Here is a 24,576-nt window from a genome sequence, read left to right as displayed (position 1 = left end):
GGACCGCATGAGCATGCCGGTTAGCGCTCCGGGAGAGGGGCTCGATACAGATCGCGACGTGGGTGATTGGCGGGTGTTGTGATCGCCCGTCCCAATCGCGGATCGTGAAACGGGTATAGGCGTGGTTCTGGTTCGTCTCACCTCCCTGGCGAAGAGCGCGTGGCGGGATACTTTGCAACGGTAGGAGCATCCGGCGGGAGATTGTGCAGTCAGCGATGAAGCATGTCGCCTTTGCGGCCTGACGCCATTCTGCCTCGATGTCACAGAGGCTCGGACCGTAGGCGCGGGCAGAGGGGGCTTGTCTGCACATTGCGCACCACGATGCTGCGGTTCCATCATGCGTGTGAGGGGAGCTTGAATGTCTGATCGAAAGGAACACGAGGGCTCTCCAGAACGCCGGGCCTTTGTCGCCTTTGTGATCTGATGCCGAGGAGGCCGGTGAGTGGTTCTCGGCAGCGGGAAAGGCACAGTGAACCTCGCCCAGGTCAGGGGCTTTGATGAAAGAGCGGGGGCTGAAGCTGGTTCCGGCCTGTCTGGTTCCGACGCGCTTGCGAGTGTCAGGAGAGAAAAGCGGACGGAACGATAGCCGGAGGCGTGCCGCTTCAGTTTCCTGCGGGAAAGCGGAACGTTCTGCACAGAGAAAAAGGGGGCGCGCCGACCTTTCCATAACGGGGAAAGATCGGCGTTAGCGTTGTACGGAAGCGGGGAAGGGGGCGCCGATCACCCGCGCAGTTGGTGGCCGTTTCTCGCGTGGTGGCGGCGAACCCATCCGATGAACGCGCGCTGCCAGTCTGCGGGCACGCGTTCGACGTCGGCATTGATCCAGCGCTCGAACTCGGCATGGAGCGCATGCAGGTCCCACCCCGGACATTCCCGGCGCAGGAGGTTGATGGTTTCGTCGGTCATGAAACCGCGTGTCGCTGCGTCCGAAAGACCGGCAACCGTGGAGCGAATAAGCGCTCGGGCATCGACCACGTCGGCAGGCTGCGGCGCAGAATTCTGCGGTTTCCTCGGGGAAACTTTTACAGAAGCGGGGCGACGATCGGCTGCCGGACCCGGATCGGGGGCAGGGGAGGGCGTGGACCGCGCAGACGGTGTCTTGTGCGAGAGCAGGGGGCCTTCCGCGCCGCCTTTGCCGTCAAGGCGCCGCATGCGGATCATCGGCTCGCCGTCCCGTGCCGTTTCGACCGACAGGGCATAGCCGGGAAGCTCGTCCTTTTCGGCGAGCTTGAGCATCTCGAACTTGAAGCGGCGGTACTGGCCTTCGGCGCCCGACTTTTCGAACAGAACGGGCATCGAGATGGCAAAGCCGTTCTCGCCCGCGCCACCGGCATGCTTGCGGGCGACCCTGTAGAGCCAGCGTTCCCGCCCGCCGGTGATGTCGAAGTAGGCGCGATCGATGGACAGCACGCCGCCCTTCATCGTCACGCCTTCCCAGAACCAGTTGGACAGCTCCAGCGTCATGCCGCGCGAACGCTCGGTGCGCTCGTCGACCAACTGGGTCCAGCCATCGAGCCACGAGAAGGTAGCCTCTCGCCTGTTGTCGGCACGAATGTTCGTCTTGATGGTCGTTGCGACGAGGCGGTCCAGTGCCTGCCCCAGCAGCTCATAGGCGCGCCCGGTGGTGGGACGGCCGATGGCCCGAAGCAGATCGTAGGGCATGATGTGCAGCGTGCGGGGAAGGTCGTTGCGCCCGCGCCGCGCCATGTCGGCCAGAACGCTGGCGCAGTAGATCAGGATGTCGGCATCCCAGATCGTCGCCATCCCGTAGTCAGGATTGGCGGAGACATGGACATGCACTTCGCCATCGGGACTGGTGTAGTCGATCGCCTTGATGCGTTTCGACTTCGCCAGACTGAAGAACGGCCGTTCCATCATCTCGCGCTGATCGCGCAGGGCCATGTCCGCCACATAGGGCAGGAACAGGTCGAACTTTTCGCTGGCGACGGCGGGTTCGCGGACAGGACTCATCGCCGCACGCCCTCCGGCACATGAAAGGCGATGATGTTTCCTGGAGGAAACTTTCCGATTGGCGCGCCCCCGGTTTTGACCATCAGACCACCGAAATCCCGTTGTCCCGCAGCGTCGCGAGGACCTGTCGCAAGGCATCGGCCAGTTGCTCGTCGCCGGCGCCGCTGGCCATCGGCACATGCAGCGTCAGGCCCTGGCGGTTGACCGACTTCAGGGACAGGATCGGGCGGCCATGCGCGTTGTTCACGTCGAAGGCGAAACCCTGTTCGCGCGGGCGACCGGGCGAGCCCGTTGCCGCCATCAGGCGGGCAAGCGCTGCCGAGCCGGGCAGGGCAAGCGCGCCCGAAGAGAGCGCCTTGATGTTCTCGGCGGCGATAGCCTCGGCCTCGCGACGGATGGCCTTGGCGCGCACCGGATCGTCGATGGCCTGCGCGAGCCGATAGGCGGGATTGAGCGTCAGTTCGTGAAGATCGGCGAAGGCGATCAGGATCGTGTCCGGAATCGTCGCCGCCTTGAGCATCTTGGAAAGCCAGCCCTTCGAGAGCTTGAGGCGTTCGGCCATCCGCACGGCGCGGCCGCCGTAGTGGCGCTGGATGGCATCGGCATAATTGCGCGCGCGCTCGATATCCGAGATATCCTTGCGCGCCCGGTTCTCGATGTCAGCGAGACGAAAGGCAGATTCGTCATCTAGATCAGCGACTTGCGCAAGCAGCCGCATGTCCGGATAGGAATGCGCCCGAAGCCAGGAAATGGCGAAATGGCGCCGACTGCCGGCGATCAGTTCGTAATCGTGATCGGGATCGCCACTGATGTGCCGCACGACGGCGGCCACGCGCTGGCCACCCTCGGCGAGAATCGAATCGATCAGATCGCGGCAGCTTTCTTCCGAAAGCTTCGACTGGATACGCGCGTTGCCTTCCCACACCCGCACGCGGGCAGGGTCGAGCAGCAGTTGTGTAACCTGGCGAACTTCGCCGCTGGCAACACGGGCAAGGGCATTTTCGCGGCCGAGCAAGGACAGACCGGCCCGCGCGGACGCGCGCGGGGCAGGGGAGGGGGCCGGCGCGTCGGCCTGTGGCGTCGTTACCGGCGCTGACGCTTCTTCGGACTTCGCCTGAGCGCTTGCGATGGGAGCATCGGCAGAGATCGCGCTCTGTGACGCGGCAGTCGCTTCTTCGGCAAGGAGGCTGGCGAGATAGTCGGACTGTTTGCGGGCCATCGGTCAGTTCCTCCCGGTGCGGCTTCGGCGGACGCCATGGTCCGTTCCCGAAATGTCGGGGTACATACAGAGAACATAAAGGGGCGTTGGGCCGCCGTCAGGCATTGATCACGTCCTGCTCGCTGGCGGGTTCGGCAATGCCCCAGCCCCGACGCACAAGCGCTTCGACCTGCGCCATCGCTTCATCGAGGTTGGCGCGGCAGCGCTTGTGGGTGCGCGGCGTACCGATGGGTTTTTCCAGTTCGTAGACCGTCATCATCCGCAAGGCGGCATGGCTGATCTCGGCGCTTTCCAGAATCGGAACGGGCAGGAGGGCCGGGCCGAAGGTCTGTTCCATGATCTGGCGGACCATGGCATGGCTGGGATCGTTGGAATCGAACTTCGAGCACAGCAGGCGCACGAAATCGTAATCGACCGAGATGCCTGCCTGCGCGAGCTGGCTCGTGACCTGATCCATCATCGAGAGGAACTGCACGGTCGAGCAGAAATCGGGCGTCGTGGCGGCCAGCGGCACGATAAGGGCGTTGGCCGCCTGCATCACGGCCAGGCTGATGGTGCCCAAGGCTGGCGGCGGATCGAGAATCACGACATCGTAGTTGCGCGCCAGATCGTGCAGGCCCTGCTTGAGCTTGCGGAAGCGCGAGGCGAGCACGGAGCCGCCATCCGCGCCACTGGCTGCCAGTTCATACTCGACATCGAACAGTTCGAGGTTCGAGGGAATCAGATCGACGTTCGGCCATGGCGTCTTCTGCACGGCATAGAGCAGGTCGGTCTGAGTCGGGTCGATCGAGAGATAGGGATAGAGCGTCTGTTCGCGCGTGATGTTGAAGTGCGGATTGAAACCGAACAGGGTCGTCGTCGTCGCCTGACTGTCGCAGTCGACGACCAGCACGCGATAGCCCTGCACGGCAAAGTAATGCGCAAGGTGCGTGGTGACCGTGGATTTGCCGACACCGCCCTTGAAGTTCTGCACGGCGATCAGCGCGGGATTGTCGAGCGGAGCCCGTGCCGGCGAGGCGCCGAGCACGTCGCGCATATTCAGCAGGTCTTCCACCGAATATCCCGGACGGCGGCCGTTCTCGGTGGGGCGGGGCGGGGAAGGCGCCCATCGTCCTCCGCCATGCGGATGCGATTCGTCGAGCAGCCCAGCAAGGCAGCGGCTTCGGCAATGCCGAAGCGGATATTGAGGCCCTTGCGCGATTCGGGCAGGAAAGCCTGACGGCGCAGGCGCTCGATCATGCGCTCGCCCGCCTGTGCCATTTCGGCAATGCGCTCGACTTCTGAATGCATCGAAGGGGTAGCCCGTTTCGTTGAACGTCTTTAAGTTCATATGCGCTTAAAGATATTCAGTCCAGCACCCCGCAGAACTCTATCATCAGAAAAAGCAAAGGCCCGCCTCGACAACTGTCGAGACGGGCCGAATCGATCTCAGCAGATTGGGGTTCAGAAGCCTGCCGAGACCGAAAACACCACTTGCGAAGCGGCGATCGAGGAGCCGTTCTTGCTTGAGGAGAAGTTGGGCTGAAGATACGCCGATTCGGATTTGCTGATATTGGTGTCCACATAGGCGACACCCAGCGTGACCGGGCCGAGCGCGTAGTCGGCACCGAGCAGCCAGTCGAAATATTCGCCCGTAGGCGCAACGCTGGTGCCGTTGGGGCCGAGGCCGGGGTTGCCGTTCGAATAGCCGAGATGCGCCTTCACGCTGAGAGCGGTGTTCGGCACTCCGGCGCTGGCATCGCCCCAGATATAGAAGTTATCCTCCTTCTGGCCCCGGCTGTAGGATGTGGCCGAATAGTTGCCGAGCGCCTGCTGTTTGGGCGCGTAGGCCACGCCGACCAGCGCCTTTACCGGGCCCAGGGTGTGCGAAAGCTTCACATAGGGCTCTGCGAAGTCGGTGTTGCTGGCGCCACCCGGATACATGTACCAGGTCAGGCCGACGTCGACTGTCGTGCCCGAGGAAATCTCGGTCGAATAGCCGCCGATCAGATCGAGTTCGGTGTTCGAGCCGCCGAAGGTGCCCCATCCGGCAAGGTTCGAGGCCCAGGTGCCGACATAGAAGCCGCTGGAGTGCGTGACGGTCAGGCCGCCCTGAACCGCCAGTTCCTTGTCGCTCTGCGAGACGCCGCGGAAACGGTAATCGCTGACGAGGGCAACGCTGCCGGTGACGGTGATGTCCTTGGGCGGGGCGGTGTCGCCTTCCTGCGCAAGGGCGGGAGTGGCGCACCCGGCAAGCGCCAGGGCGGCGAGAAGACGCATCTTCATAGTGTTGATTTCCCTCATGTTCTTATGGTGGTTCAAATGGTTCCACCCTGCGGAAGCCGGCGCCGTCGCGCTTGATGTGGCGAGGTCTTTTTCCCGGCTTCGCGGATCACCCTATCCGGAGGTGGTGTCCCGGCCTTTGCCCGAACGTGACAAAATGTTTCCCGAGGAAACTTTGGGATGGATTGCTGCGCGGTGAGGCGGGACGGCGAAAGCAAATGTCCTCAATTCGCGCGCGTGGAGCGGATTGAGGACAAAGGCGGCGGTCGGCAGTGGTGGCGGCAGAGAGAGCGGAAAAGGGGTCAGGCGCGTTCCACCTCGGCACGGAACATGTAGCCGACGCCGCGCACGGTGGTGATGACGGCTTCGGCCTCTCCGCTGCGCAACTTGCGGCGCAGGCGGCTGACCAGCACGTCGATGCTGCGGTCGGACTGGTCGGAAAGCCGGTCGCGCGAGAGTTCGAGCAATCGCTCGCGCCCGAGAACGCGCTGCGGGTGGGAGAGGAACGTGGCCAGAAGATCGAACTCGGCACCGGTCAGATCGACGATCGCATTCGTGGGCGATCGCAGTTCGCGCCGTGCCAGGCTGACGCTCCAGCCCTCGAACGTGATCGTGTCGCTGCTGGACGGTTCGGCGACGCCTGGTTCGCCCGGACGCGTGCGGCCACGGCGCAACACGGCCCCCACGCGCGCGGACAATTCGCGCGTGCTGTAGGGCTTGGGGAGATAGTCATCGGCGCCCAGTTCGAGTCCGAGAACGCGGTCGCTTTCCGTGCCCCGCGCGCTCACGAAGATCACCGGCACTTCGCTTTCCCGACGCAACTGCCGGAACAGGTCGAAGCCGTTGGCATCGGGAAGCATGACGTCCAGCACAAGAAGGCTGGGATTCTCCTCTCGCCAGAGGGTCCACATCTTGGCGCCTGTTTCGGCGGTGCAGACCTCGAAACCGTCCTGACGCAGCGCACGGGCAGTGAGGGAACGGAGGGCGTGATCGTCCTCGACGAGCAGGATACGGGGGGAAGTCATGAAGAGGTGGGGGCCGCCGTTATATCGGAAAGAAAGGGTGCCGGACGGGGTTTTCAGGGAACGGGAGTACTGTCGACCCCGCCCGGCAGGTTGTCAGCGAACGGCGACGGCGGTCGCCTCGAGGGTCGCATCCTCGCGCTGAGCTTCATGATGGCGGCAGGCGCGGCCCTTCATCGGGTCCGGGTGGCAGACCGGGGTCGGGCCAGCCTGGGTCTTGGCCTTGTGGGTGCGGGTGGGGGCGGTCATGCCCTTGCCCTGCGCGACGCGATAGGGAGAAGCAGGGCAGGCGGCCTTGGTGCCGTTGTCGTGAACCACGCAGCCGTAGCCGGCAGCGGCGGGAAGTACCGGCAGGGCGGTGACGGGCAGGGTGGGAGAAATGACAGCGGCAACAAATGCAAGCAGGGACATGAGGTTCACTCCAGGGGACTGTGTCTGTTGCCCTCCTGATAGCGGCGTGCCCGTGTCCGCAGATGGTCTCGTGCATGACAAAGTGTTTCTGCACGGTGTGTCGCAGTATTTCAGTACGTGACGGTGATCGTGACTGTATCGGTATAGGCCCCGGCGCGCACGAACTGGCGCGCGGGGATGCGGCCATAGGCGGTCGCGGTCGCACTGGACGAAAGCAGGCCGGTCAGCGACACCGTGACGGTGGAGGTGCCGCCGGTGCCGTTGCCCCACACCGTTGTCCGCGCTGTGTTGCTGTAGATCTGGTAGGTCAGGGTGTCCGCGCCCTTGACCATGCGCCGCGCGGCGGGATTGCCCGATTCGCCGCCGCTGAGCGAAATCACCGCGCCGCCGTTGATCTGGGCAAGCGAGGTGCAGTTTACCGTAACCGTCGCGTTGACATCGCGAGGAGCGGTGGTGCCGGCATCGTAGTTTCCGAAAGCCAGCCCGGTGGAGGTCACGCCGCACGAGCACAGCGCGCATACCGACACCTGAGCCTTTGCGGTCTGTACGGGCAGGACTAGAGTGCAGGTTGCCAGCATCGCCCGAACGATCGCGGCGCGGGGGGGAAGCACGCGGCTGGGCGTCTCGCGATCATGGGGAGGGACTCCGGATCTCGGGGCGGCAGGTCACGATCAGGGGCCTGGCCAATGTATCTGCCGGAGCATGGTCCGGCAGGGGCACGAGGCAGGCGCCCTGGGCCGCCCCGGTGATGCGCAACATGGTGTCCGGGGGCGGGTAGGAGGCGAGGAAAACGTCCCCGCCGTGGCCTGTCACTGTTTCGGCGCCTGTCCCTGTCCCGGTGAGGAACACCGATAGTCCCACAGGCAGAACCGCACCGGAAGGATCGCGTACGCGCAGGCGAACCGGCACGCTGCCCCGATCACCGAACGTGACGCGTGCCGCTTGTCGCCAGCCGGGTGTCACGACTTTTTCGGCGGTGTCGAGCGTGTCTTCCAGCGGCTGCTGGTCGGGATCGATGGAGATGCGGTTGGGCGAATAGGCCTGAAGTCCGGTGACGATGGCGCCGTGGCGCTTGTCGGTGCTGGAACCGGTCGGGCGGTTTTCCACCATGACCTCCACGCGCGCATCCGAGGCAACGTCCACGACAGCGAGCGCGTCTTCGATACGCGGGGTGGCGCTGACGGTTCCGCCCGCTGCGACTAGGCCGCCGCGCAGTTCGATCCGGGCCGACGCCGCGCCGTCGCGGTAGAGCCCGGCAACGTCGATCTCTCCCGCGCGTGTCCGCCATTGCACTTGCCCGTCGAGTGTCGGCCCATGCTTTGCTCGTATCCGCCTGCCAGATGATAGCCGAGGCCAAGATTGCCGGGCGGGCTGCGGTCGATCGCGGCAAGGCTGCGGCTGCGGTCCGCCGAAAGGCTGATGTTGCCTCCGCCGCCGAGCGGCACGGTGAGCCCGGCGATCAGGCTGGTCTCGCCACCGCCATCGCCTGTGCTTCGCATCGTGTGCTGCGCGCCAAGCGAGACATAGGCCTTGCGCCAGTTGCCGCTCCAGCCCAGCGAGGCGATGGCATAGCGCGATGCGCCCTGGCCGACACGGAGATAGCCAGCGGTCACGCTGCCGCCGCGCCCCAGGGCAAGGCTGCCGGAAAGCGCAAGTTCGCGACTGGCGCCGCTTCCGGGCAGGAGCACTTCACCCACCTGCCGGAACTGGGCGCTGCGCAGCCGATAGCTGGCGGTCAGCGAATAGCTTTGCGTCAATCGCTGTGCCTGTATCTGGGCGAGGTGGCCTCCACCGAGGGGGCCATGCGACAGGGCGCCGCCAAGGTTCACTTCGAGCAAGTTCGCGAGGAGGATCGTGCCTCCCGCGCTGCCCATGGCCACCCCGTCGCCGCCCTCGATCCGCGCTTCCAGCGTCAGGTGATCGGTCATGCCCCGGCGCAACGTGGCTCCCCCCATCAGTGCCCCGTAATCGAAGCTGGAGACGCCATAATTTCGGCGCAGCGCACCTGCTTCGACCGAAAAGTCGACGAGGCCGGGCCGCAACAGCCCCTGAGAAGCGTAGTAACTGCGCGTTACCGTCCGCACCGCGCCTGATATGTCGCGCAAAGTCATCGTCACTGTGCCCGCGCCGCTGAATTGCGGACGCCAGGCATAGGTGAAATCGCCGGGGGCCAGCGGAATATCGCGCCGGTCCTGCCGGGCGACAAGCTCCAGCGTGGAGGGCAGCACCGAACTTCCCGCGAGTTCCGGCAGCGGCCAGGTCAGCCATTCGGGGGCAAGCGCGAATTCCGTGCCCAGACGTATCCCTGCGATGCGCGCCGGTCCGGTCCAGGACGAGCCGCGCGTCAGGGTATCGCCCAGCACGAGCCGCAGGCGATGGGCGGGGAAGTCGCGCAGCCAGCTGCTGTCCAGCCGGACCGTCTGCGCGGCGCCGACGCCCCGACCGCCAGTTTCAAGTCCACCTGCCACAATGCCGCTTGTCGAAAAGACCCCCCATGCGCCGGAGATCGTACCTTCCAGCAATGCGGTGGCACGCGTGCCGCCTCCATCGTGCAGAACGTCGATGTCGTAATCCAGAAAGATCGCCGGGACGATCGGCGACAGCGCGACGGCATGGTCGACCTCGCCAAGATGGCGGGCAGCGAAAGCGGTGGCGGCCGCGGTGATGGCCAGCGTGCCGTCTTCAAGGAGATGCGCGGAAACCGGCCCCCCGGTCTTGGTGTCCAGTGTCAGATAGGGTTCGCCTTCCACGCTCATGATCGGTGCATCGGGTGCCGGCGCAAGGCCCAGCCCGCGGGCATCGGCAAGGCGCAGATAAAGGCAGTCGCCCGCCTGGAGGGCCAGCGCCGATTCGGGCTGATGCGCGCCGTTGAGCACCACGCTGACCGGCATCGGTTGCGCATCGGGCAGCGCAGACGCCGTGCATTCGGTTCGTGAGGTGATCGCTGGTGCCGGATCGGCACGCACGGCGCTCGGGAATGCTGCAAGGGCGATGCACAGAACGCCCGTTGTCGCGCCCCGGTGCAGGATGGCGGCCCGCCCGATCCGGCGTGAGGGAGTAGCGAAGAGGGCCACCTCCACACGGGGCCCGGCTCAGCGGGCGGGGACCACGGTCAGCGGGCCCTCCGGACTTTGTACCGTAACGCCGGTGATCCGCGCCGAATGCGGCGCAGCAAAACCGGCAGGCAGCGGTATCACCAGCCGTCCTTTGGGAAGAAGATAAAACCCCTGTTCGTAGGCTTGCGGTGCTGCGGCGGCAGGATCGGTGGTGATATTTACGCTGCGGATCTGCGCATGGGCGGTGCCGGTGTTCTCCAGCACCAGCGCAGGGGCGCCATCGGCCGTATTCCGCTGCGACCAGATCACATGAGGGGCAAGCCCCGGTGCGCCCCGGAATACGGGCACGCTGATGCGCAGCAGCGTCAGGATCGTGCCGCCGGGCGTCAGTCCGGCAGGCGGGGGGAGTTCGTCGAACACCAGTCGCCACGCTTGTTCTACCGGCGGGGCCTTTTCCATCGGCAACGCCTTCGTCCCTGACCACGTCGGTTCAGGTACGGCACAGCGGATCAACTGCGCACCGTGCGCCGGAAGCGTGACGATGCCGGGATTGACCCGGATCGCGCCGCTTTCGGTCAGGATATCCTCTCCGTCCTCGCTGCGGTCCCAGTCGTAGCCGCGGATCTGGACGCTGACGGGGGTATCGCCGTCATTGGCCAGAGTGAGGCTGCAAAAGCGCCGGTCGAGGGGCATCGTCACGCGGATCGGTGTGACGCGCAGGCTGCTTGCCCCTGCCGGAGCGACGGGAAATGCCCCGGACAGCGCAAGGCAAGCGGCGATCATGACCGACCTGCCCAGCGAGGCCCGAGACGCGGGCATCTCAATAATAGACCGTTGCCGTGACACTGTCGGTGTAGCTGCCTGCAGGTACGTTCTGGCGCGCGGCGATGCGACCGTAGACGGTCATGACGGTGGAGGTTGCCGTGGCCGTCGCCTGTGCGGGCGTGTCGGTGCCGGAAGTGTTGCCCCAGTTGGTGGCGTGCCCGGTGTCGCTGTAAAGTGCATAGCCTAGGCGGTTGGCGCCGTTCGCCATCTGGCGCGTCGTCACGGTGGCGCCGCTGGTGCTGCCTGCGTTCAGGCCCACCGTGAAGGGCGTGCCCACGGTGCAGGTGACGGTGATCGTGGTGTTCATGTCCTTGGGCGTGGAAGAGGTCGGATCGTAGTTGCCGAAGGGCAGGTCGGCGGCATCGATGATGCAGGCAGAGATCACCGTGGCGGTGACGGCCATCGGATCGGTGGCGGTCGCGGCTTGCGCGGACAGCGGAATGGTTGCTGCGGCGCCCAGTGCGAGCACGGCGGCAAGGTTGCGGAAACGCGGCGACGCCGGAAGGCCGGCGGCTGCACGCAGGGCGAGGGAAATGCGGGGTGCGACGTTTTTCATGGAATGTCCCTTAGCCCGGTCACTCCTGCGCAATCGCTTGCACCATCCCTCGGGCAAATCCCTAGCCGGATTATGCAATTTCCACGGAATCCTGCCTGTTGTCCGACATGATTGCCGCTGTCCGGCACCGGTGGTACGCAGGTCCACAAAGTGGTTCCGGCGAAGGAGAGAGCGATGGATCGGCGTGACATGCTGCGACAGGCGGGATGGTTGGGGCAGGCGCCGTTATGGCCGGATTGCCCGGTCCTCTGGCGCGCGCTCTGGCGGCGGGGCCTGCGGTATCTCCTGCGGTTTCCGATGCCGATCTGCGGTTCGATCTGGTCGCGCCCGAACTGCGCCCGGCGATCGAGGCGCTGGGGCGTGAAGTTGCGGCCCGGCCTCCGCTCTCCGCCGCCAGCCTTGCGACGTGGCGCGGCAGCCCCGGCATCGCCCGGCCCTCTCAGGGCAAGTATCCGGTCGAGATGAAAAGCCTGCCCCGGCCCGCCAGCGCGGGTGGCGGTGAGGTGACGGTCTATGTGATCAATGCAGGGCATCCGGGGCAGAAGCGCCCGGCGATCCTGCACACCCACGGCGGCGGCTATGTCATGGGATCGGCAGCGCGCTCGGTGCCGGGCCTGCAGGCGGTGTGCGATGCGTTCGACTGCACGATCGTTACGGTGGAGTACCGGCTGGCGCCCGAGACGACGTATGCAGGTTCGATCGAGGACAACTACACCGGTCTCAAGTGGCTGCACGACAATGCCGCCAGCCTCGGCGTCGATCCGGCGCGCATCGCGGTGATGGGAGAGAGCGCGGGTGGCGGCCATGCGGCGCTTCTGGCGATCACCGCGCGCGACCGGGGTGAAGTGCCGCTGGCGTTCCAGTGCCTCGTCTATCCCATGCTCGACGACCGCACCGGATCGAGCCGTGCGGTGCCGCCCTCCATGGGCCATCTGATCTGGACGCCTGCCTACAACCGCTATGGCTGGGAGGCTTTCCTGGGCATGAAACCCGGCGGGGCGAACGTGCCGGTCCGCGGCGTGCCCGCCCGCACGCGCGATCTGACGGGCCTGCCGCCTGCCTTTATCGGTGTGGGCGCGATCGACCTCTTCGCCGACGAGGACATCGAATACGCCCGCCGCCTGGCCGATACCGGTATCCCGGTGACGCTGAATGTCGTCCCCGGCGCCTATCATGCCTTCGATGGAATCGCCGCGCAGACCGATCTGGCGCGCCGATTCACCGATTCGAAGCTCGCCGCCCTGAAGCGCGCGCTGCTCGACTAGGGGGTTGGCCAGGGGGTCGATTAGGGGAGGTGCGGGGCCCGAAAGCCCCGTAATCCTTTGTTCCGCGCCATTCCCTCGGTTCATCGCAAGCAGAGGTGAAGATGTCGCAAGAATAGCCTGCTTAATACGTCTGTCAGGCGAATCCTGCTCCATTATCGACGCGAAAATTACGCGGTTTTACAGCAGTTGTCCGTCTGCAAGGGCGCTTTATCCCGATCGGCTTGAGTAATACTGCAAATGCGCAAATATCCGTTTGTGCAGCATGGTCCACTTCGGTTCGTCGCAAGATGTTCTCGAACCATCTGCACTGAGGCCCATCTTGTCGTGTGCGTTCATCCAGCCGCAAGGTATTTCTGAACAGTCAGGTCTTCCAAGGCGTTCAGGTGCAGCATTGTCGTTGCCCAAACCATGAACCCAAGGGGGCTCCGGTCGCCGCGCTCGCCATCCCGGCAGCGGCGCTCGGACGAGAAGCTGCGATCCCGCAGGCCCGACACACGAGTTTGAAGGAGTCGCGCAATGACTGTCATTTCCAAGCGTTCGAAAGTATTTCTTCTGGCCGCACTGATGACCACCGCCGCATCGGCCAGTATTGCCGTGCAGGCACAGGACCGCCCGAGCGATCCGGCCGAGGCCGATGTCGCAGCCACGGTCTATGGCCAGCGTCCGGGCGATGCGCCCGCCGATGCCTCGCAGATGACCGAAGGTCCCGAAGTCGAAGGCATCATTTCGGCGCGCAAGGGCGATCGCATCCAGGTGACGTCGGCCAACGGCCAGAGCACCATCGTCGCCGTTAACGACAGCACCCGCATCAGCGGCAAGGGCGGTTTCCTGGGGCTTGGCAACAAGAAGCTGGCGGGCGATTCGCTGATGAACGGCCTGCCGGTCAGCATCAAGACCATGCAGGGCGGCGGCGATCTGGTCGCCACAGAGATCAAGACCCAGAACAAGGACATCAAGACCGCCTCGATGATCCGCACCGGCACGGCGCAGGGCTTCGCCGAGCAGACCGCCGCCACCGAGGCGCTGCGCGGCCGCGTGGGCGATATCGACAAGTACAACGTCAAGAGCACGGTCAACGTGAACTTCGACACCGGCAAGTCCGACCTTTCGCCCGAAGCCAAGGCCGCGCTGTGTCAGACCGCGCAGCAGGCCGATGGCGTCGATAATGCCCTGCTTCTGGTGGTCGGCTACACCGACTCGACCGGCGGCGAAGACCTGAACCAGGCGCTCAGCGAAAAGCGTGCGACGCGCGTGGTGAACTTCCTGCAGCAGGCCTGCCACTGGAAGCCCTATCGCATGCTGACCCCCACCGGCATGTCGATGGCCGATCCGGTTGCCAGCAACGACACCGATCAGGGCAAGGCGGAAAACCGCCGCGTCGCGGTGAACGTCCTCGTCAGCAAGGCTGTCGACGGTATCTGAGACCGGGCGCGGTACTATTGACGGTCGCGGCGCATCGCGACCGGGAGACGGGGTGGGCCTTGGCCTGCCCCGTTTTCGTTTCAGGCCTGCCAACTGTCACGTCATGCGTGCAGCCTTCGACAGGCTCAGGCTGAGCGGGGGCAGGTGGTATTTGGTGCACGTAACCCTTGCCGCGTCTCTCATGCCCGCCTAGCAGCATGGCCATGCGCATCGCTCTTTACGAACCCGAGATCGCCGGCAACGTCGGCGCCGTCCTGCGGCTTGGCGCGTGTTTCGGCACGCATATCGACCTGATCGAGCCGATGGGTTTTGCCTGGGACGATCGCCGGGTGCGGCGCACCGCGATGGACTACATCGATCATGTGGAGATTACGCGCCACGCCGGGTTCGAGGCTTTCCGCCAGACTGCGCCGGGCCAGCGACTGGTGCTGTTCACCACCAAGGGCAGCGTTTCGGCCTACGATTTCGAGTTCCGCCCCGATGACGTGCTGCTGTTCGGCAAGGAAAGCGCAGGCGTGCCCGAGAGCGTCGCCGCCGTCTGCGACGCGCGCGTGCGGATTCCGCTGCGCGCCGAAGTACGCTCGCTGAATCTCGCGACCTCGGCGGCGCTCGCACTGGGCGAGGCCCTGCGACAAACGGGAATGCTGCCAGAGGCGTAACGGCTTCAGTTCCCTCCGTTCGTGTCGAGCCCCTCACAAGTTCGGGGTGAACAGCCGTTGTAAACGGCTGTCGAGACACGTCAGCGTGGCCGTGTCTCGACTACGCTCGACACGAACGGAAGGGGACTTGCCGCCATATTCTGGCTAACCTTACCCCGCCGCGCGCATCGTGACGGGGATCGACTTGTAGGCCGGCGTTCCGCTGGCCGCATCGTGCTCTTCCAGCGGGACGAGACAGTTCGCTTCGGGATAGTACGCCGCCAGCGAGCCGCGCGCGATGGCGTGGCGGATTACCGTGAAGCCCTTCAACGTGCGGCCCGAGGGCGTTTCCAGATCGACCTTCTCGCCATGGGCAAGGCCGAGCGTTGCCATGTCGACCTCGTTGGCGAAGATCACGTCGCGCCGCCCGGTGACGCCGCGATAGCGATCGTCCAGGCCGTAGATCGTGGTGTTGTACTGGTCGTGGCTGCGGATCGTGGTGAGCAGCATCGGCGGCAGCGTCTTGCTCGCCTCGCGGGGGTGAGCGATGAACTGCGCCTTGCCGCTGGGGGTAGCCCACACGCGATTGCTCGGCCCCACGGTCAGGCGGAAGCCGCCGGGCGTGCGGATGCGCGCGTTGAAGTCGCGGAAATCGGGATAGACCGCCTCGATCCCGTCGCGGATGCGGTCGTAATCGGCGACCATGGCATCCCAGTCTACCTTGGTGGCAGGCAGCGCCGCCTTGGCTAGCCCGGCGATGATCGCGGGTTCCGAACGGACGTGCGGCCCCGGCGCCTTCAGCTTCCCGCGCGAGGCATGGACCATCGACATCGAATCTTCCACCGTCACCGCCTGCGGGCCGCCTGCCTGCACGTCCAGCTCGGTGCGGCCAAGGCAGGGCAGCACCAGCGTTTCCTTCGCGGTGAGCAGGCAGGTGCGGTTGAACTTGGTGACGATGTTCACCGACAGGTCGAGGCTGCGCACGGCCTCGAAGCAGGCCTCGGGGTCGGGCATGGCAACGGCAAGGTTCCCGCCGAGCGAGAACAGCGCCTTCGATTCCCCGGCGCGCATCGCCGCGAAGGCTTCCACCGCATTGTGTCCGTGCTTGCGCGGCGAGGAGATGCCGTAGGTGGCATCGAGCCGCGAGAGCATCGCCTCGGTCGGGATCTCGGTGATGCCCACGGTGCGGTCGCCCTGCACGTTGGAATGGCCACGAAGCGGGCAGATCCCGGCGCCGGGCTTGCCGAACTGGCCGCGCAGCAGCAGCAGGTTGGCGATAGCCTGCACGTTGTCGGTGCCGGTGTGGTGCTGGGTGATGCCCATGCCGTAGCACACGATGACGCGCTCGGCGGCCATGTAGACCTTCGCCATATCCTCGATGGCATCGCGCGGCAGGCCCGAAGTGGTCTCGATCCAGTCCCACGAGGTCGCCTCGATATCGGCCTTCACCGCCTCGAAGTGCTCGGTGTGCTGGGCGATGAAATCGTGGTCGAGCGCGTCGGCGGCGATCACCAGCTTCATCATGCCCTTCAGCATCGCCATGTCGCCGCCGATCCGCACCTGATGATAGGCGGAGGCGAGCTGCGTCGATTTGGGCGAGAGCATCTCGCTGGGGTGCTGCGGTGACTTGAAGCGCTCCAGCCCGCGCTCGCGCATCGGGTTGGCAACGACGATCGGCACGCCTCGGCGCGAGGCTTCGGCCAGCGTGCCGAGCATGCGCGGATGGTTGGTGCCGGGGTTGTGGCCGATGCAGAAGATCGCGTCGGCGTGGTCGAAGTCTTCCAGCGTGACCGTGCCCTTGCCGATGCCGATCGACTTGGGCAGCCCGACGCTGGTCGCCTCGTGGCACATGTTCGAACAGTCGGGGAAGTTGTTGGTCCCGAATTCGCGCGCGAACAGCTGGTAGAGGAACGCGGATTCGTTCGAGGCGCGGCCCGAGCAGTAGAATTCCGCACGGTCGGCATGGTCGAGCGATTGCAGCACGGCCCCGGCGCGCGCGAAGGCCTCGTCCCAGCTGATGGCGACGAAGCGGTCGGTCACGGCATCGTAGGCGAGGGGCTCGGTCAGGCGTCCGGCGTCCTCCAGTTTGTGGTCGCTCCACTCCCACAGTTCGGAGGCGGTGTGCTGTGCGAAGAAATCGGGATCGACGCGCTTGACGGTGGCTTCCCACGTCACCGCTTTGGCGCCGTTCTCGCAGAATTCGAAGCTGGAGGTGTGGCGCGGATCGGGCCAGGCGCAACCGGGGCAGTCGAACCCGTCCGGCTGGTTCATCTGGAGCAACGCGCGGGTGTCCGGGCTGGACTTCATCTGCTGGCGAACGGTCTTGGCGACGGCGCGCAGGGCGCCCCAGCCACCGGCGGGTCCTGCGTAGTCGCCGATACCCTCCAGGTCGGTCTGGACCCCCTCTAGACCCGTGTTAGCCTCTTCTAGGCCCGTTTCAGTCCGCGCAGACTCGGTCATGGCTTTTCGTCCTCTTTTACCGGGGACGATATGCACCCGACGAGGCGGAAAGCCAAGGAATACTGCTGGTTTCAAGTGTGTTGCACCGGTTGCGAATACGTGCATCCCGGTGCAATCGCACGCTATAGCGTGGCGCCGCCGTCTACCACCAGTTCCTGTCCGGTGACATTGCGCCCGCCTTCGCCGACAAGGTAGAGCACCATGGCGACGATGTCCTCCATCTCGCTGGGGCGGCCCAGCGGAATGCCCATGTCGGCGACGTAGAGCTTGAGCGCCTCTTCCTCGGAAAGACCGCGAGAAACCGCGAGTTTGCGCCAGTTTTCCTTCATGCGCGGCACCGCGATGGGGCCGGGCGCGATGTAGTTCACCGTCACGCCGTCCGGCCCCGCCTCCAGTGCGGCGCTGCGCGACAGACCGCGCAGGCCCCACTTCGACGCGGAGTAGCTGGAGCGTCCAGCTCGTCCTCTAATACCATGATTTCCGCCGATATTCACGATGCGCCCTGCCTTCGCCGCGCGCATAATCGGCAGCAGACGGGAGAGCACGATGAACGGCGCGCGCAAGTTCGTCGCCACGGTGCTGTCGAATTCGTCGATCGAGAAGTCGCCGATTTCGGGCGATAGCGGCCCGGTATAACCGGCAGCATTCACCACCACATCGACGCGATTGCGAGACCAATCGAGGAAGGAATCCAGCGCATTTTCAATTGCTTGTGCGTCACGCACGTCGGCAGTCAGCACCAGCGCGCGGCGCCCTTGGGCACGTACCGTCTCGGCCACGGCTTCCATCTCCGCCGTACGCCGGGCGACCATGGCAAGATCATAGCCTGCCGCGCCCAGCGCCAGTGCGATCTCGCGTCCGGTGCCCGCGCTGGCACCGGTGACGAAGGCGACCGGGCGATCGGTGTCGGAGGCGTAACTCACTGTGCGTCCGCGAAAAACTTGCGCTTTGAACCCGCCTGGATCTTGTAGATCGAACTGCCCGCGCGTGAAGGGAAGGGCAGCTTCACATAGTTGTCCTCGAAGCGAACGCCCGTGGTCGAACCACCGGAAACAAGGCGGGATTCGTATTCGTCCCAATCGACCTTGTAGAACAGCGGAAATGCGTCGCTGGCAGCATATTCGTAGAACAGGATACGGCGCGGATCGCCCGAACGGTTCACGCTCGATCCGTGCAGCGTCATCGGGTGGTGGAAGCTGACCGTCCCCGGAGGCCCTTCGAGCAGCACGGCTTTCGACAGGTCCACCTGATCGATGTCGACCGCGCCGCAGAAAAACCCTTCCTCATCATGGTGATCGAGCAGGGGCTGCTTGTGGCTGCCGGGGATTACCTGCATCGCGCCGTTCGCGGCGGAAGCGCCATCGAGCATGATCGAGGCGACGCAGGTCGACATGTTGGTGTGCGGCGCGAAAGCCCAGTCCTGATGCCACTCCAGCGCGGCGCCGCCGTTGGCGGACTTCATGTTGATCTTGGTGTGCGACAGGCGCACCAGATCGCCGATGATCCGCGTGAGAATCTCCAGAATCTGCGGGTTTCCGGCCTGCTCGGCGTAGAAAGGATCGATGCGGTTGGGCTTCTTGATGCGCTGGATCGTGCGCAGACCGGCTGCGTCCGTGTCGAAATCGAACCACGCGTCGTCGGCTTCAACTGCGGCGGCGCGCGCGGCGACATTGTCGGTCAGCGCGCGCAGCTTGTCGAGCACCGGGCCTTGCAGCAGGCCGGGGACGACGACATAGCCGTGCTCGTCGTAGTGCGAAACGATCTCGTCAACATTCATCGGGCAGATCCTTGGTGGAAACGCTGGGCGTATTCAAATCGGGCAAATCGGGAAGCGGCAGATCGGTAACGACCATGTGCGCTTTGTAATGGGTGATGCACAGCGGCAGGCGCGCGGCGCGCACGGCATTCTGGCCGGTGGCGCCGCAGGCCCAGAAAACCGGAAGCTCACCGGGATGAAGCCGGGTAAGCCCATGGCCGCCATAGCTTTTTGCAAGGTCCGCAATACCAAGGTCTTCGGGTAGTCCTAGCGAGACAGGCGCGCCATGAAAGCGCGGGAATTGCGCTGAAAGGATCGTCGCGCGGATGGCGTCGGCGGGCGATAGGGCCCGCATCGAGACGATCAGCTTGCCGCAGAACGGTCCGACCGGCACGGTGTCGCGGTTCGTTTCGTACATGGCCGAGACGTTGCCCTCGTCGAGATGGCGCAGGCGAACCCCGGCGTTCTGCAGGATCGCCTCGAACGAGAACGAGCAGCCCAGCACGAACGACACCAGATCGTCGCGCCATACCGGGGAGGCATCGCGGGGCGTATCGATCAGTTCGCCATCGCGGAACACCATGTAGCCGCCGGTGTCGCGCGCAATGTCCAGGTCTGTGCCCAATGCCGGAATGGCGCGCGATCCAGGCTCGCTGCGACCGAGGATCGGTAGCGCCTGCGGGTTTGAGCGACAGTAAAGTTCGAAGGCGTCGGCATGGCTCGCGGGTACGGCTACCAGATTGCCCTGCACATATCTGCGCGCCACCAGATTGGTGAAGCCGGTGAAAGCGCCCGAGCGGATCGCGCGGCGCACCGCAACCGGGTCCGAAGTGTCGAAACCGGGATCGAGGTCTGTCGCGGGCAGGGCGCTCTGTGTCATGAAGGCTTCAATAGCACCATGGGTGTTGCCGAGAGTTGCTTTTTTGGGCCTCTCCCGTTGCCTAGGCGGCGATGGGACTTGGCTGGCGGGTGATGCCACTCAAGGATCGAAAATCAAGGAAGCGCGAGCATTATGGCAGGTATTCTCATCATTGGCGGCGCAGGCGGGCTCGGCGGCGAACTGGCGCGGTCCTTCGCGGGAGCCGGAGATCGGGTGTTGCTGGCGGATGAGGGGGAAGTACCGAGAGAGTTACCCGATGCGGTACGGTTCGAGGCAGTAGCGCTGGAGTCACCTGACACCGGCACCCAGGCCGTTGCTGCTGCGCTGGAGCATGCAGATAGGCTCGATACCGTGATCGTCGCGGCTTCCGCGATGGCCAGCGCGCCGGTTGCCGAATGGACCGCAGCCATGTGGGATCGTGCCTCTGCGGTGAACCTGCGCCTCCCGTTCCTGACTGTGCAGGCCGCTTTGCCTGCGTTGCGTATCTCGTCGAACGCCAGTGTGATCTTCATTTCCTCGACCGCAACGATGCGGGGGCAGCCGCTTACGCATGCTTATCAGGCCACCAAGGCAGGCGTTGCCGGTCTGGTGCGGAGTCTGGCCGCGGAACTCGGACCGGAAGGCGTACGAGTGAATGCGGTGCTTGGCGGTTGGCTCGATACGCCGTTGACGCGCGGATACTGGCAGATGGTGCCGGATGCGGAGACCGAACGTGCGCGGGTAGATGGGCGTATCCCCTTGCGTCGCCACGGTTCTGCGGCTGAGGCTGCCGCGCTGGTGCGCTTTCTGGCCTCGCATGAAGCAAGTTACATCAGCGGAGCGATGATGCCGGTGGATGGTGGCGATACGGCCGTCTGATCAGACGGCCGTGCTCAATTTCGGCAGGGCCAGCAGGCACACGACCAACCCGACGACGGCCAGCGCGATATAGGCCGTCCAGTGCGTCAGCGCGAAGTAGATCGTCGGAGTCAGCAGCGAGGCGAGCGAGACGAACTGGTTGACGAGGCCTGCCACACTGCCGCCGCCCAGGTCCTTGTTCGACAGTGCTGGCATTGTGGCCATGCATACGCCGGTAGCGGCACCATAGGTGAACAGCCAGGCCATCAGCCCGAAGATCGCGAGCGCAAGCGGGCTCGACGGCAGGAACAGGAGCGTCTGTGCGACGATGCCGAGCACGACGACCATCGCCAGCAGGCGGCGCGGCGGGAATTCGCGGCTCAGCAGCGCGCCGGTGACCGTACCGCCCAGCAGCACCGCGACGATCTTGGCAATGGCGACGATGCTGGCGGAAGCGGCCAGCGAAACGCCATGGACTTTCGCGAGGTAGGTCGGCGCGGCAAGGCTGGTGCCGTAGGAGATCATAGCCGGCATCGCCATCGCGATACCCAGCAGGAATACCGGAGGATGGCGCAGCCCGGCGAATAGCGCGGCCAGCTTTTCGCGCGCCGTGGCGCTGTGCTTCACCATGGCCGGAACGTGAGGCAGTGCAAAGGCGCAAACCGCGCAGATCAGCATGAAAGCACCATGCAGCGCCACCGCATCGCGCCAGCCTTCGCCTTGCGTGAATGGCGCTGCAAGAAGCAGGCCGAGAGCGAAACCGGTGGGGCATAGGTTGACCATAGCGTCATCGCGCGGGTGCGGGCGTGACCTTCGAGCGAGCCGATCAGCATGGCTGCACCGCCGTTGAGGATGCCGAGATAGCCGATGCCGGACAGCAGCACGCCTAGGTTGAGCAGCCAGATGTCATGCGCCATCCAGACCACGAGGTCGGAAAGCACGAAGACCGGCGAGGTCAGCAGCAGTGCTCTGCGAGGGCCGATGCGATCGACGAGCGATCCGCCGACAGTGGCGACGATGGTTGCGGGCAGCGAGAACAGGGCAATGGCAAAGCCGATCGCGGCCTTGGGGGCGCCGAGCGATGCCGTGACGGTCAGCGCCAGCGGAGAAAGGATGCCGACGAGCGCCATGCTGCCAAGGCCGATGGCGTAGACAATTGCCACCGTCGTCCAGTTGCCTTTGAGCAGAGGCATGGGCGCGTCTGCAGCACTGGCGGAAGGAAGGGGTGTGGCGGACTGGGCCATGGGCTTGGCTGACCTTGTTGATTGCTGCTGTATAGTAACTGGAAGGATAGGCCGGGTCTGCCGTTCGGCAAGGCCGGTTCGTATCCGGCATCAAGGCGTGTCCTTTTCGGTGCGTTGCCGGACATGGGTGTTTCGATGAGAAGGTGTTGCCGCCAGCGCAATGGGGCGATGCCGGATCGGGGAGGTATCGTCGCTGCTTTGTGATTAGGCTGATCGTGCGACGACTTCGTGCGCCCGGAACACTTGACCGGGGCGGATCGAAATGATGGAATGTCTTATGAAGCAATGGATTATCGCCCTGGCTGCTGTTGCGCTTGCAGCTATTCCAAATGTGCAGCCAGCGATGGCGGCTCCGGCTGCTGCCACGACCGACCTCGGTAATATAGACGGCGATGGCGGTGTTTCGCCTTTCTATCGTTGGAGCGGCAAGATCGGAACGCCCGGACACATGCTGCGTCAGGAAGCGTTGCCGGCGAACCTCCCGCAGCCCCAGGATGCTAGGGCAACCCGTATCCTCTATTCCTCGACCAGTGGTGTCGGGCGAGGAGCGATCATCGTTTCGGGCATGATGTTCATCCCGCAGGGTAAGGCGCCCAAAGGGGGCTGGCCCGTGGTGGCGTGGGCTCACGGCACCACCGGTTTTGCCGATCCCTGCGCCCCTTCGTGGACCGGTCCGTCGGCGCGTGACGCTGAATATCTCGGGCGCTGGCTGAAGGCCGGGTTCGCGGTCGTCGCCAGCGATTACGAGGGGCTCGGCACGCCGGGCGTCCATCCTTACCTGATGTGGCGTTCCGAAGGCCGATCGGTGCTCGATGGTGTTCGCGCCGCGCTGGCAGCCGGGAAAGGCACACTGGCGAACCGGGTAATTGTCGTCGGCCAGTCGCAGGGCTCGGGTGCCGCGCTGGGCACGACATATCTGGCGAAGAGCTACGCGCCGAAGCTGAATATACTGGGCACGGTTGCGACTGGCCTTGTCATGACCTTTGATACGCCGCACGATGCAGATTATGTCGCAAAGTCGAAGGCGATGACCGATGTCCACTTCATGAATCCCGGTTTCGGCATGCTGCGCATCGCTGGGATCGATCGTTCGCTGCATCATGAACTCGATCCGGCAGCTTTCGTCCAGCCCGCAGGATATCCGTTGCTCAAGGCCGCGCGCACGCAGTGCCTTCACGCTCTGTTCGACATGGCCGATCAGAACAAGCTGACCGGTGAGCAGGTCTTCGTGCCCGATCTCCAGCCCATCGACGGGACGATGGAGGCAAACTTCGAATTCAAGGACGCGCATATCCCCGGCCCGCTGTTTGTCGGTACGGGATTGGCGGACGACATGGCCGGGACGCAAGGCCAGTACAATGCGGTGAAGGCGATGTGCGCAGCCGGTACGAACCTGCAATGGCATACCTATCCGGGCGAGGATCACGGCAGTACCGTGAACACGTCTGCCAAGGACTCGATCCCCTTTGCGCTGGCCTTGCTGGCAGGCAAGCTGCCAACCTCGAACTGTGCGACGATCAGCCCGCCGGGGCCGGTACAGAAGCGCAATCCCGGCGTGAGTTGAGCCTCTGAACGCGCCTTTCCCTATGGCCACCACGACGGCCTCTGCACTTTCGGCTGTTCGCAGCCGAGGCGCGCTGGGTTTGACGTTTCGGCGTTTGGGGGACCGCACGGTGGCGGGCGAGATGTACCAGAGCGGTTGCCTGCGGGTGCGTCTTCCTCGGTTGACGATGCGGTCCGGCGAGGGGGAAGCGGTACTGATCAACACCGCAGGGGGCCTTGCCGAAGGCGATGTGATGGAGCAGCGGATCGGCTGGGAGGCTGGGGCGTGCGCGGCGATCACCTCGCAGGCGGCGGAGCGGGTCTATCGGGCGATGGACGTGGGCGCGCGAGTGTCGACGCGGCTGACGCTGGCGGTTGGCGCGGACGCGGCGTGGATGCCGCAGGAGACGATCCTGTTCGACGCCGCGCGATTGTCGCGCGCGATCGAGGTAGAGATGGCGCCCGACGCGCGGTTCCTGGGGCTGGAGGCGGTGGTGCTGGGCCGCACGGCGATGGGCGAGCGGATGGCGAGCGGGCACTTGCGCGATACGTGGCGGGTGCGGCGCGGCGGGCGGCTGGTCTATGCCGATGCGCTGGAGCTTGGGGTGGGCAGGGGCCGGACATTGCCGCCACGATGTCACGACCCGCGCTTGGCAACGGCGCGGGCGCTTTTGCCACGGTGCTGCGACTGGCCCCCGATGCCGCCGCATTGCTCGACCCGCTGCGCCACGCGCTCACCGGCGCGCAAGGGCGTGTTGCGGCGAGCAGCTGGAACGGTATTCTCGCGCTGCGTTTGCTGGCGCCCGACGGCGCGGTGCTGCGCCATGATCTTGCCCTTGCGCTGGAGGTCTTGCGCGAAGGCCTTCCCCGCCCCGTGTCTGGAGTTGCTGAGCGATGCGTCTGACCCCTCGAGAAAAGGACAAGCTGCTGATCGCCACGGCGGCGATGGTCGCGCGGCGGCGGCTGGAGCGCGGGGTGAAGCTGAACTATCCCGAAGCGATCGCGCTGATCAGCGACTTCGTGGCCGAAGGCGCGCGCGACGGCTTGAGCGTGGCCCACCTGATGGAAGCGGGCGCCCATGTGCTCACCCGCGAACAGGTGATGGAGGGCATCGCCGAGATGATCGCCGACGTGCAGGTGGAAGCGACCTTCCCCGACGGCACCAAGCTGGTCACCATCCACAGCCCGATCCGTTGAGGGAGACGTTGAT

Annotated in this window: 23 protein-coding genes and 2 pseudogenes; 8 read left to right on the top strand and 17 right to left on the bottom strand. The window is 65.1% G+C overall.

The genetic code is table 11. From position 1 onward, the window contains the following. Positions 1-720: 720 nt before the first annotated feature. The 11 genes and pseudogenes from CI805_RS15005 to CI805_RS14955 form a co-directional block, all read right to left on the bottom strand. On the bottom strand, positions 721-1,971 hold the full coding sequence (locus CI805_RS15005; protein ID WP_260928902.1) for a replication initiator protein A: 1,251 nt from the start codon (positions 1,969-1,971) through the stop codon (positions 721-723). Between the two features lie 82 nt (positions 1,972-2,053). After that, positions 2,054-3,190: a ParB/RepB/Spo0J family partition protein gene (locus tag CI805_RS15000; RefSeq protein WP_260928901.1), complete on the bottom strand. Its 1,137-nt coding sequence runs from the start codon at positions 3,188-3,190 to the stop codon at positions 2,054-2,056. A gap of 97 nt (positions 3,191-3,287) precedes the next feature. After that, positions 3,288-4,480, bottom strand: a pseudogene (locus CI805_RS14995) (AAA family ATPase). Positions 4,481-4,633: 153 nt separating this feature from the next. Continuing rightward, entirely contained in the window at positions 4,634-5,455 is an 822-nt protein-coding gene (locus CI805_RS14990) for a TorF family putative porin (RefSeq protein ID WP_260928900.1), read from the bottom strand. A 299-nt stretch (positions 5,456-5,754) separates the two neighbouring features. Beyond that, entirely contained in the window at positions 5,755-6,477 is a 723-nt protein-coding gene (locus CI805_RS14985) for a response regulator (protein WP_260928898.1), read from the bottom strand. Between the two features lie 93 nt (positions 6,478-6,570). Continuing rightward, a complete protein-coding gene (locus CI805_RS14980; protein WP_260928896.1) occupies positions 6,571-6,885 on the bottom strand; it encodes a hypothetical protein in 315 nt (104 codons plus the stop codon). A gap of 110 nt (positions 6,886-6,995) precedes the next feature. Then, positions 6,996-7,496 (bottom strand): spore coat U domain-containing protein, encoded by a 501-nt coding sequence (locus tag CI805_RS14975; RefSeq protein ID WP_260928894.1) that lies wholly within the window; start codon positions 7,494-7,496, stop codon positions 6,996-6,998. 19 nt (positions 7,497-7,515) lie between these two features. After that, positions 7,516-8,178, bottom strand: coding sequence for a fimbria/pilus outer membrane usher protein (locus CI805_RS14970; protein ID WP_260928892.1), 663 nt, complete (start codon positions 8,176-8,178; stop codon positions 7,516-7,518). Then, positions 8,085-9,851, bottom strand: a complete 1,767-nt coding sequence (locus tag CI805_RS14965; RefSeq protein WP_260928891.1) for a hypothetical protein — start codon at positions 9,849-9,851, stop codon at positions 8,085-8,087. The genes CI805_RS14970 and CI805_RS14965 overlap by 94 nt, the downstream gene beginning before the upstream one ends. Before the next feature lie 126 nt (positions 9,852-9,977). After that, positions 9,978-10,724: a molecular chaperone gene (locus CI805_RS14960; RefSeq protein ID WP_260928890.1), complete on the bottom strand. Its 747-nt coding sequence runs from the start codon at positions 10,722-10,724 to the stop codon at positions 9,978-9,980. A 37-nt stretch (positions 10,725-10,761) separates the two neighbouring features. Then, the gene (locus CI805_RS14955; protein WP_260928889.1) at positions 10,762-11,322 is read right to left on the bottom strand and encodes a spore coat U domain-containing protein; all 561 of its coding nucleotides are present in this window, start codon (positions 11,320-11,322) and stop codon (positions 10,762-10,764) included. 227 nt (positions 11,323-11,549) lie between these two features. Here CI805_RS14955 and CI805_RS14950 point away from each other — a divergent pair, with 227 nt between their 5' ends. The 3 genes from CI805_RS14950 to CI805_RS14940 all read left to right on the top strand — a co-directional run bounded on the left by CI805_RS14950 (position 11,550) and on the right by CI805_RS14940 (position 14,668). Further along, complete coding sequence (locus tag CI805_RS14950; RefSeq protein WP_260928888.1) at positions 11,550-12,587, top strand: alpha/beta hydrolase; 1,038 nt, start codon at positions 11,550-11,552, stop codon at positions 12,585-12,587. A 516-nt stretch (positions 12,588-13,103) separates the two neighbouring features. Next, positions 13,104-14,009: an OmpA family protein gene (locus CI805_RS14945; protein ID WP_260928887.1), complete on the top strand. Its 906-nt coding sequence runs from the start codon at positions 13,104-13,106 to the stop codon at positions 14,007-14,009. Between the two features lie 203 nt (positions 14,010-14,212). Next, positions 14,213-14,668: a tRNA (cytidine(34)-2'-O)-methyltransferase gene (locus CI805_RS14940; protein ID WP_260928886.1), complete on the top strand. Its 456-nt coding sequence runs from the start codon at positions 14,213-14,215 to the stop codon at positions 14,666-14,668. A 150-nt stretch (positions 14,669-14,818) separates the two neighbouring features. Here the strand turns inward: CI805_RS14940 and CI805_RS14935 are convergent, their stop codons facing one another. The 4 genes from CI805_RS14935 to CI805_RS14920 all read right to left on the bottom strand — a co-directional run bounded on the left by CI805_RS14935 (position 14,819) and on the right by CI805_RS14920 (position 19,743). Further along, positions 14,819-17,107, bottom strand: a complete 2,289-nt coding sequence (locus CI805_RS14935) for an FdhF/YdeP family oxidoreductase (RefSeq protein WP_260928885.1) — start codon at positions 17,105-17,107, stop codon at positions 14,819-14,821. Between the two features lie 122 nt (positions 17,108-17,229). Next, the gene (locus tag CI805_RS14930; protein WP_260928884.1) at positions 17,230-18,030 is read right to left on the bottom strand and encodes an SDR family NAD(P)-dependent oxidoreductase; all 801 of its coding nucleotides are present in this window, start codon (positions 18,028-18,030) and stop codon (positions 17,230-17,232) included. Beyond that, complete coding sequence (locus CI805_RS14925) at positions 18,027-18,884, bottom strand: phytanoyl-CoA dioxygenase family protein (RefSeq protein ID WP_260928883.1); 858 nt, start codon at positions 18,882-18,884, stop codon at positions 18,027-18,029. Before CI805_RS14925 ends, CI805_RS14930 begins: the two co-directional genes overlap by 4 nt. Next, positions 18,874-19,743: a D-glutamate cyclase family protein gene (locus CI805_RS14920; protein WP_260928882.1), complete on the bottom strand. Its 870-nt coding sequence runs from the start codon at positions 19,741-19,743 to the stop codon at positions 18,874-18,876. The genes CI805_RS14925 and CI805_RS14920 overlap by 11 nt, the downstream gene beginning before the upstream one ends. 132 nt (positions 19,744-19,875) lie before the next feature. Here CI805_RS14920 and CI805_RS14915 point away from each other — a divergent pair, with 132 nt between their 5' ends. Further along, positions 19,876-20,601 (top strand): SDR family NAD(P)-dependent oxidoreductase, encoded by a 726-nt coding sequence (locus CI805_RS14915; protein WP_260928880.1) that lies wholly within the window; start codon positions 19,876-19,878, stop codon positions 20,599-20,601. On the opposite strand, the gene CI805_RS14910 is transcribed toward CI805_RS14915, so the two are convergent. Further along, the gene (locus CI805_RS14910; protein WP_260928879.1) at positions 20,602-21,363 is read right to left on the bottom strand and encodes an MFS transporter; all 762 of its coding nucleotides are present in this window, start codon (positions 21,361-21,363) and stop codon (positions 20,602-20,604) included. Further along, positions 21,252-21,773 carry an MFS transporter gene (locus CI805_RS14905; RefSeq protein ID WP_260928877.1) on the bottom strand — a complete coding sequence of 174 codons (522 nt, stop codon included), beginning with the start codon at positions 21,771-21,773 and terminating at the stop codon, positions 21,252-21,254. The genes CI805_RS14910 and CI805_RS14905 overlap by 112 nt, the downstream gene beginning before the upstream one ends. Positions 21,774-22,155: 382 nt before the next feature. On the opposite strand from CI805_RS14905, the gene CI805_RS14900 reads away from it, so the two are divergent. The 4 genes and pseudogenes from CI805_RS14900 to CI805_RS14890 all read left to right on the top strand — a co-directional run bounded on the left by CI805_RS14900 (position 22,156) and on the right by CI805_RS14890 (position 24,563). Beyond that, positions 22,156-23,388 carry a lipase family protein gene (locus CI805_RS14900; RefSeq protein WP_260928875.1) on the top strand — a complete coding sequence of 411 codons (1,233 nt, stop codon included), beginning with the start codon at positions 22,156-22,158 and terminating at the stop codon, positions 23,386-23,388. Positions 23,389-23,410: 22 nt separating this feature from the next. After that, positions 23,411-23,917, top strand: a pseudogene (locus CI805_RS21145) (urease accessory protein UreD); the annotation flags it as partial. 83 nt (positions 23,918-24,000) lie between these two features. Further along, on the top strand, positions 24,001-24,270 hold the full coding sequence (locus tag CI805_RS14895; protein ID WP_260928874.1) for a hypothetical protein: 270 nt from the start codon (positions 24,001-24,003) through the stop codon (positions 24,268-24,270). Then, complete coding sequence (locus CI805_RS14890; protein ID WP_260928872.1) at positions 24,261-24,563, top strand: urease subunit gamma; 303 nt, start codon at positions 24,261-24,263, stop codon at positions 24,561-24,563. The genes CI805_RS14895 and CI805_RS14890 overlap by 10 nt, the downstream gene beginning before the upstream one ends. Positions 24,564-24,576: the final 13 nt, after the last annotated feature.

This window comes from Novosphingobium sp. 9, assembly GCF_025340265.1.
Lineage (GTDB): Bacteria > Pseudomonadota > Alphaproteobacteria > Sphingomonadales > Sphingomonadaceae > Novosphingobium.
Note: the sequence above shows the minus strand (reverse complement) of the source record. Positions and strands in the feature narration are given on the sequence as shown.

What these genes read in the sequence shown, in the direction of transcription:
- CI805_RS14950 (WP_260928888.1), top strand. Translation starts at nt 11,550, where the DNA reads ATGGCCGGATTGCCCGGTCCTCTGGCGCGCGCTCTGGCGGCGGGGCCT.
- CI805_RS14895 (WP_260928874.1), top strand. Translation starts at nt 24,001, where the DNA reads ATGTCACGACCCGCGCTTGGCAACGGCGCGGGCGCTTTTGCCACGGTG.
- CI805_RS14915 (WP_260928880.1), top strand. Translation starts at nt 19,876, where the DNA reads ATGGCAGGTATTCTCATCATTGGCGGCGCAGGCGGGCTCGGCGGCGAA.
- CI805_RS14910 (WP_260928879.1), bottom strand. Translation starts at nt 21,363, where the DNA reads ATGGTCAACCTATGCCCCACCGGTTTCGCTCTCGGCCTGCTTCTTGCA.
- CI805_RS14985 (WP_260928898.1), bottom strand. Translation starts at nt 6,477, where the DNA reads ATGACTTCCCCCCGTATCCTGCTCGTCGAGGACGATCACGCCCTCCGT.
- CI805_RS14955 (WP_260928889.1), bottom strand. Translation starts at nt 11,322, where the DNA reads ATGAAAAACGTCGCACCCCGCATTTCCCTCGCCCTGCGTGCAGCCGCC.
- CI805_RS15005 (WP_260928902.1), bottom strand. Translation starts at nt 1,971, where the DNA reads ATGAGTCCTGTCCGCGAACCCGCCGTCGCCAGCGAAAAGTTCGACCTG.
- CI805_RS14890 (WP_260928872.1), top strand. Translation starts at nt 24,261, where the DNA reads ATGCGTCTGACCCCTCGAGAAAAGGACAAGCTGCTGATCGCCACGGCG.
- CI805_RS14935 (WP_260928885.1), bottom strand. Translation starts at nt 17,107, where the DNA reads ATGACCGAGTCTGCGCGGACTGAAACGGGCCTAGAAGAGGCTAACACG.
- CI805_RS14960 (WP_260928890.1), bottom strand. Translation starts at nt 10,724, where the DNA reads ATGATCGCCGCTTGCCTTGCGCTGTCCGGGGCATTTCCCGTCGCTCCG.
- CI805_RS14940 (WP_260928886.1), top strand. Translation starts at nt 14,213, where the DNA reads ATGCGCATCGCTCTTTACGAACCCGAGATCGCCGGCAACGTCGGCGCC.
- CI805_RS15000 (WP_260928901.1), bottom strand. Translation starts at nt 3,190, where the DNA reads ATGGCCCGCAAACAGTCCGACTATCTCGCCAGCCTCCTTGCCGAAGAA.
- CI805_RS14945 (WP_260928887.1), top strand. Translation starts at nt 13,104, where the DNA reads ATGACTGTCATTTCCAAGCGTTCGAAAGTATTTCTTCTGGCCGCACTG.
- CI805_RS14920 (WP_260928882.1), bottom strand. Translation starts at nt 19,743, where the DNA reads ATGACACAGAGCGCCCTGCCCGCGACAGACCTCGATCCCGGTTTCGAC.
- CI805_RS14905 (WP_260928877.1), bottom strand. Translation starts at nt 21,773, where the DNA reads ATGCCTCTGCTCAAAGGCAACTGGACGACGGTGGCAATTGTCTACGCC.
- CI805_RS14925 (WP_260928883.1), bottom strand. Translation starts at nt 18,884, where the DNA reads ATGAATGTTGACGAGATCGTTTCGCACTACGACGAGCACGGCTATGTC.
- CI805_RS14980 (WP_260928896.1), bottom strand. Translation starts at nt 6,885, where the DNA reads ATGTCCCTGCTTGCATTTGTTGCCGCTGTCATTTCTCCCACCCTGCCC.
- CI805_RS14990 (WP_260928900.1), bottom strand. Translation starts at nt 5,455, where the DNA reads ATGAAGATGCGTCTTCTCGCCGCCCTGGCGCTTGCCGGGTGCGCCACT.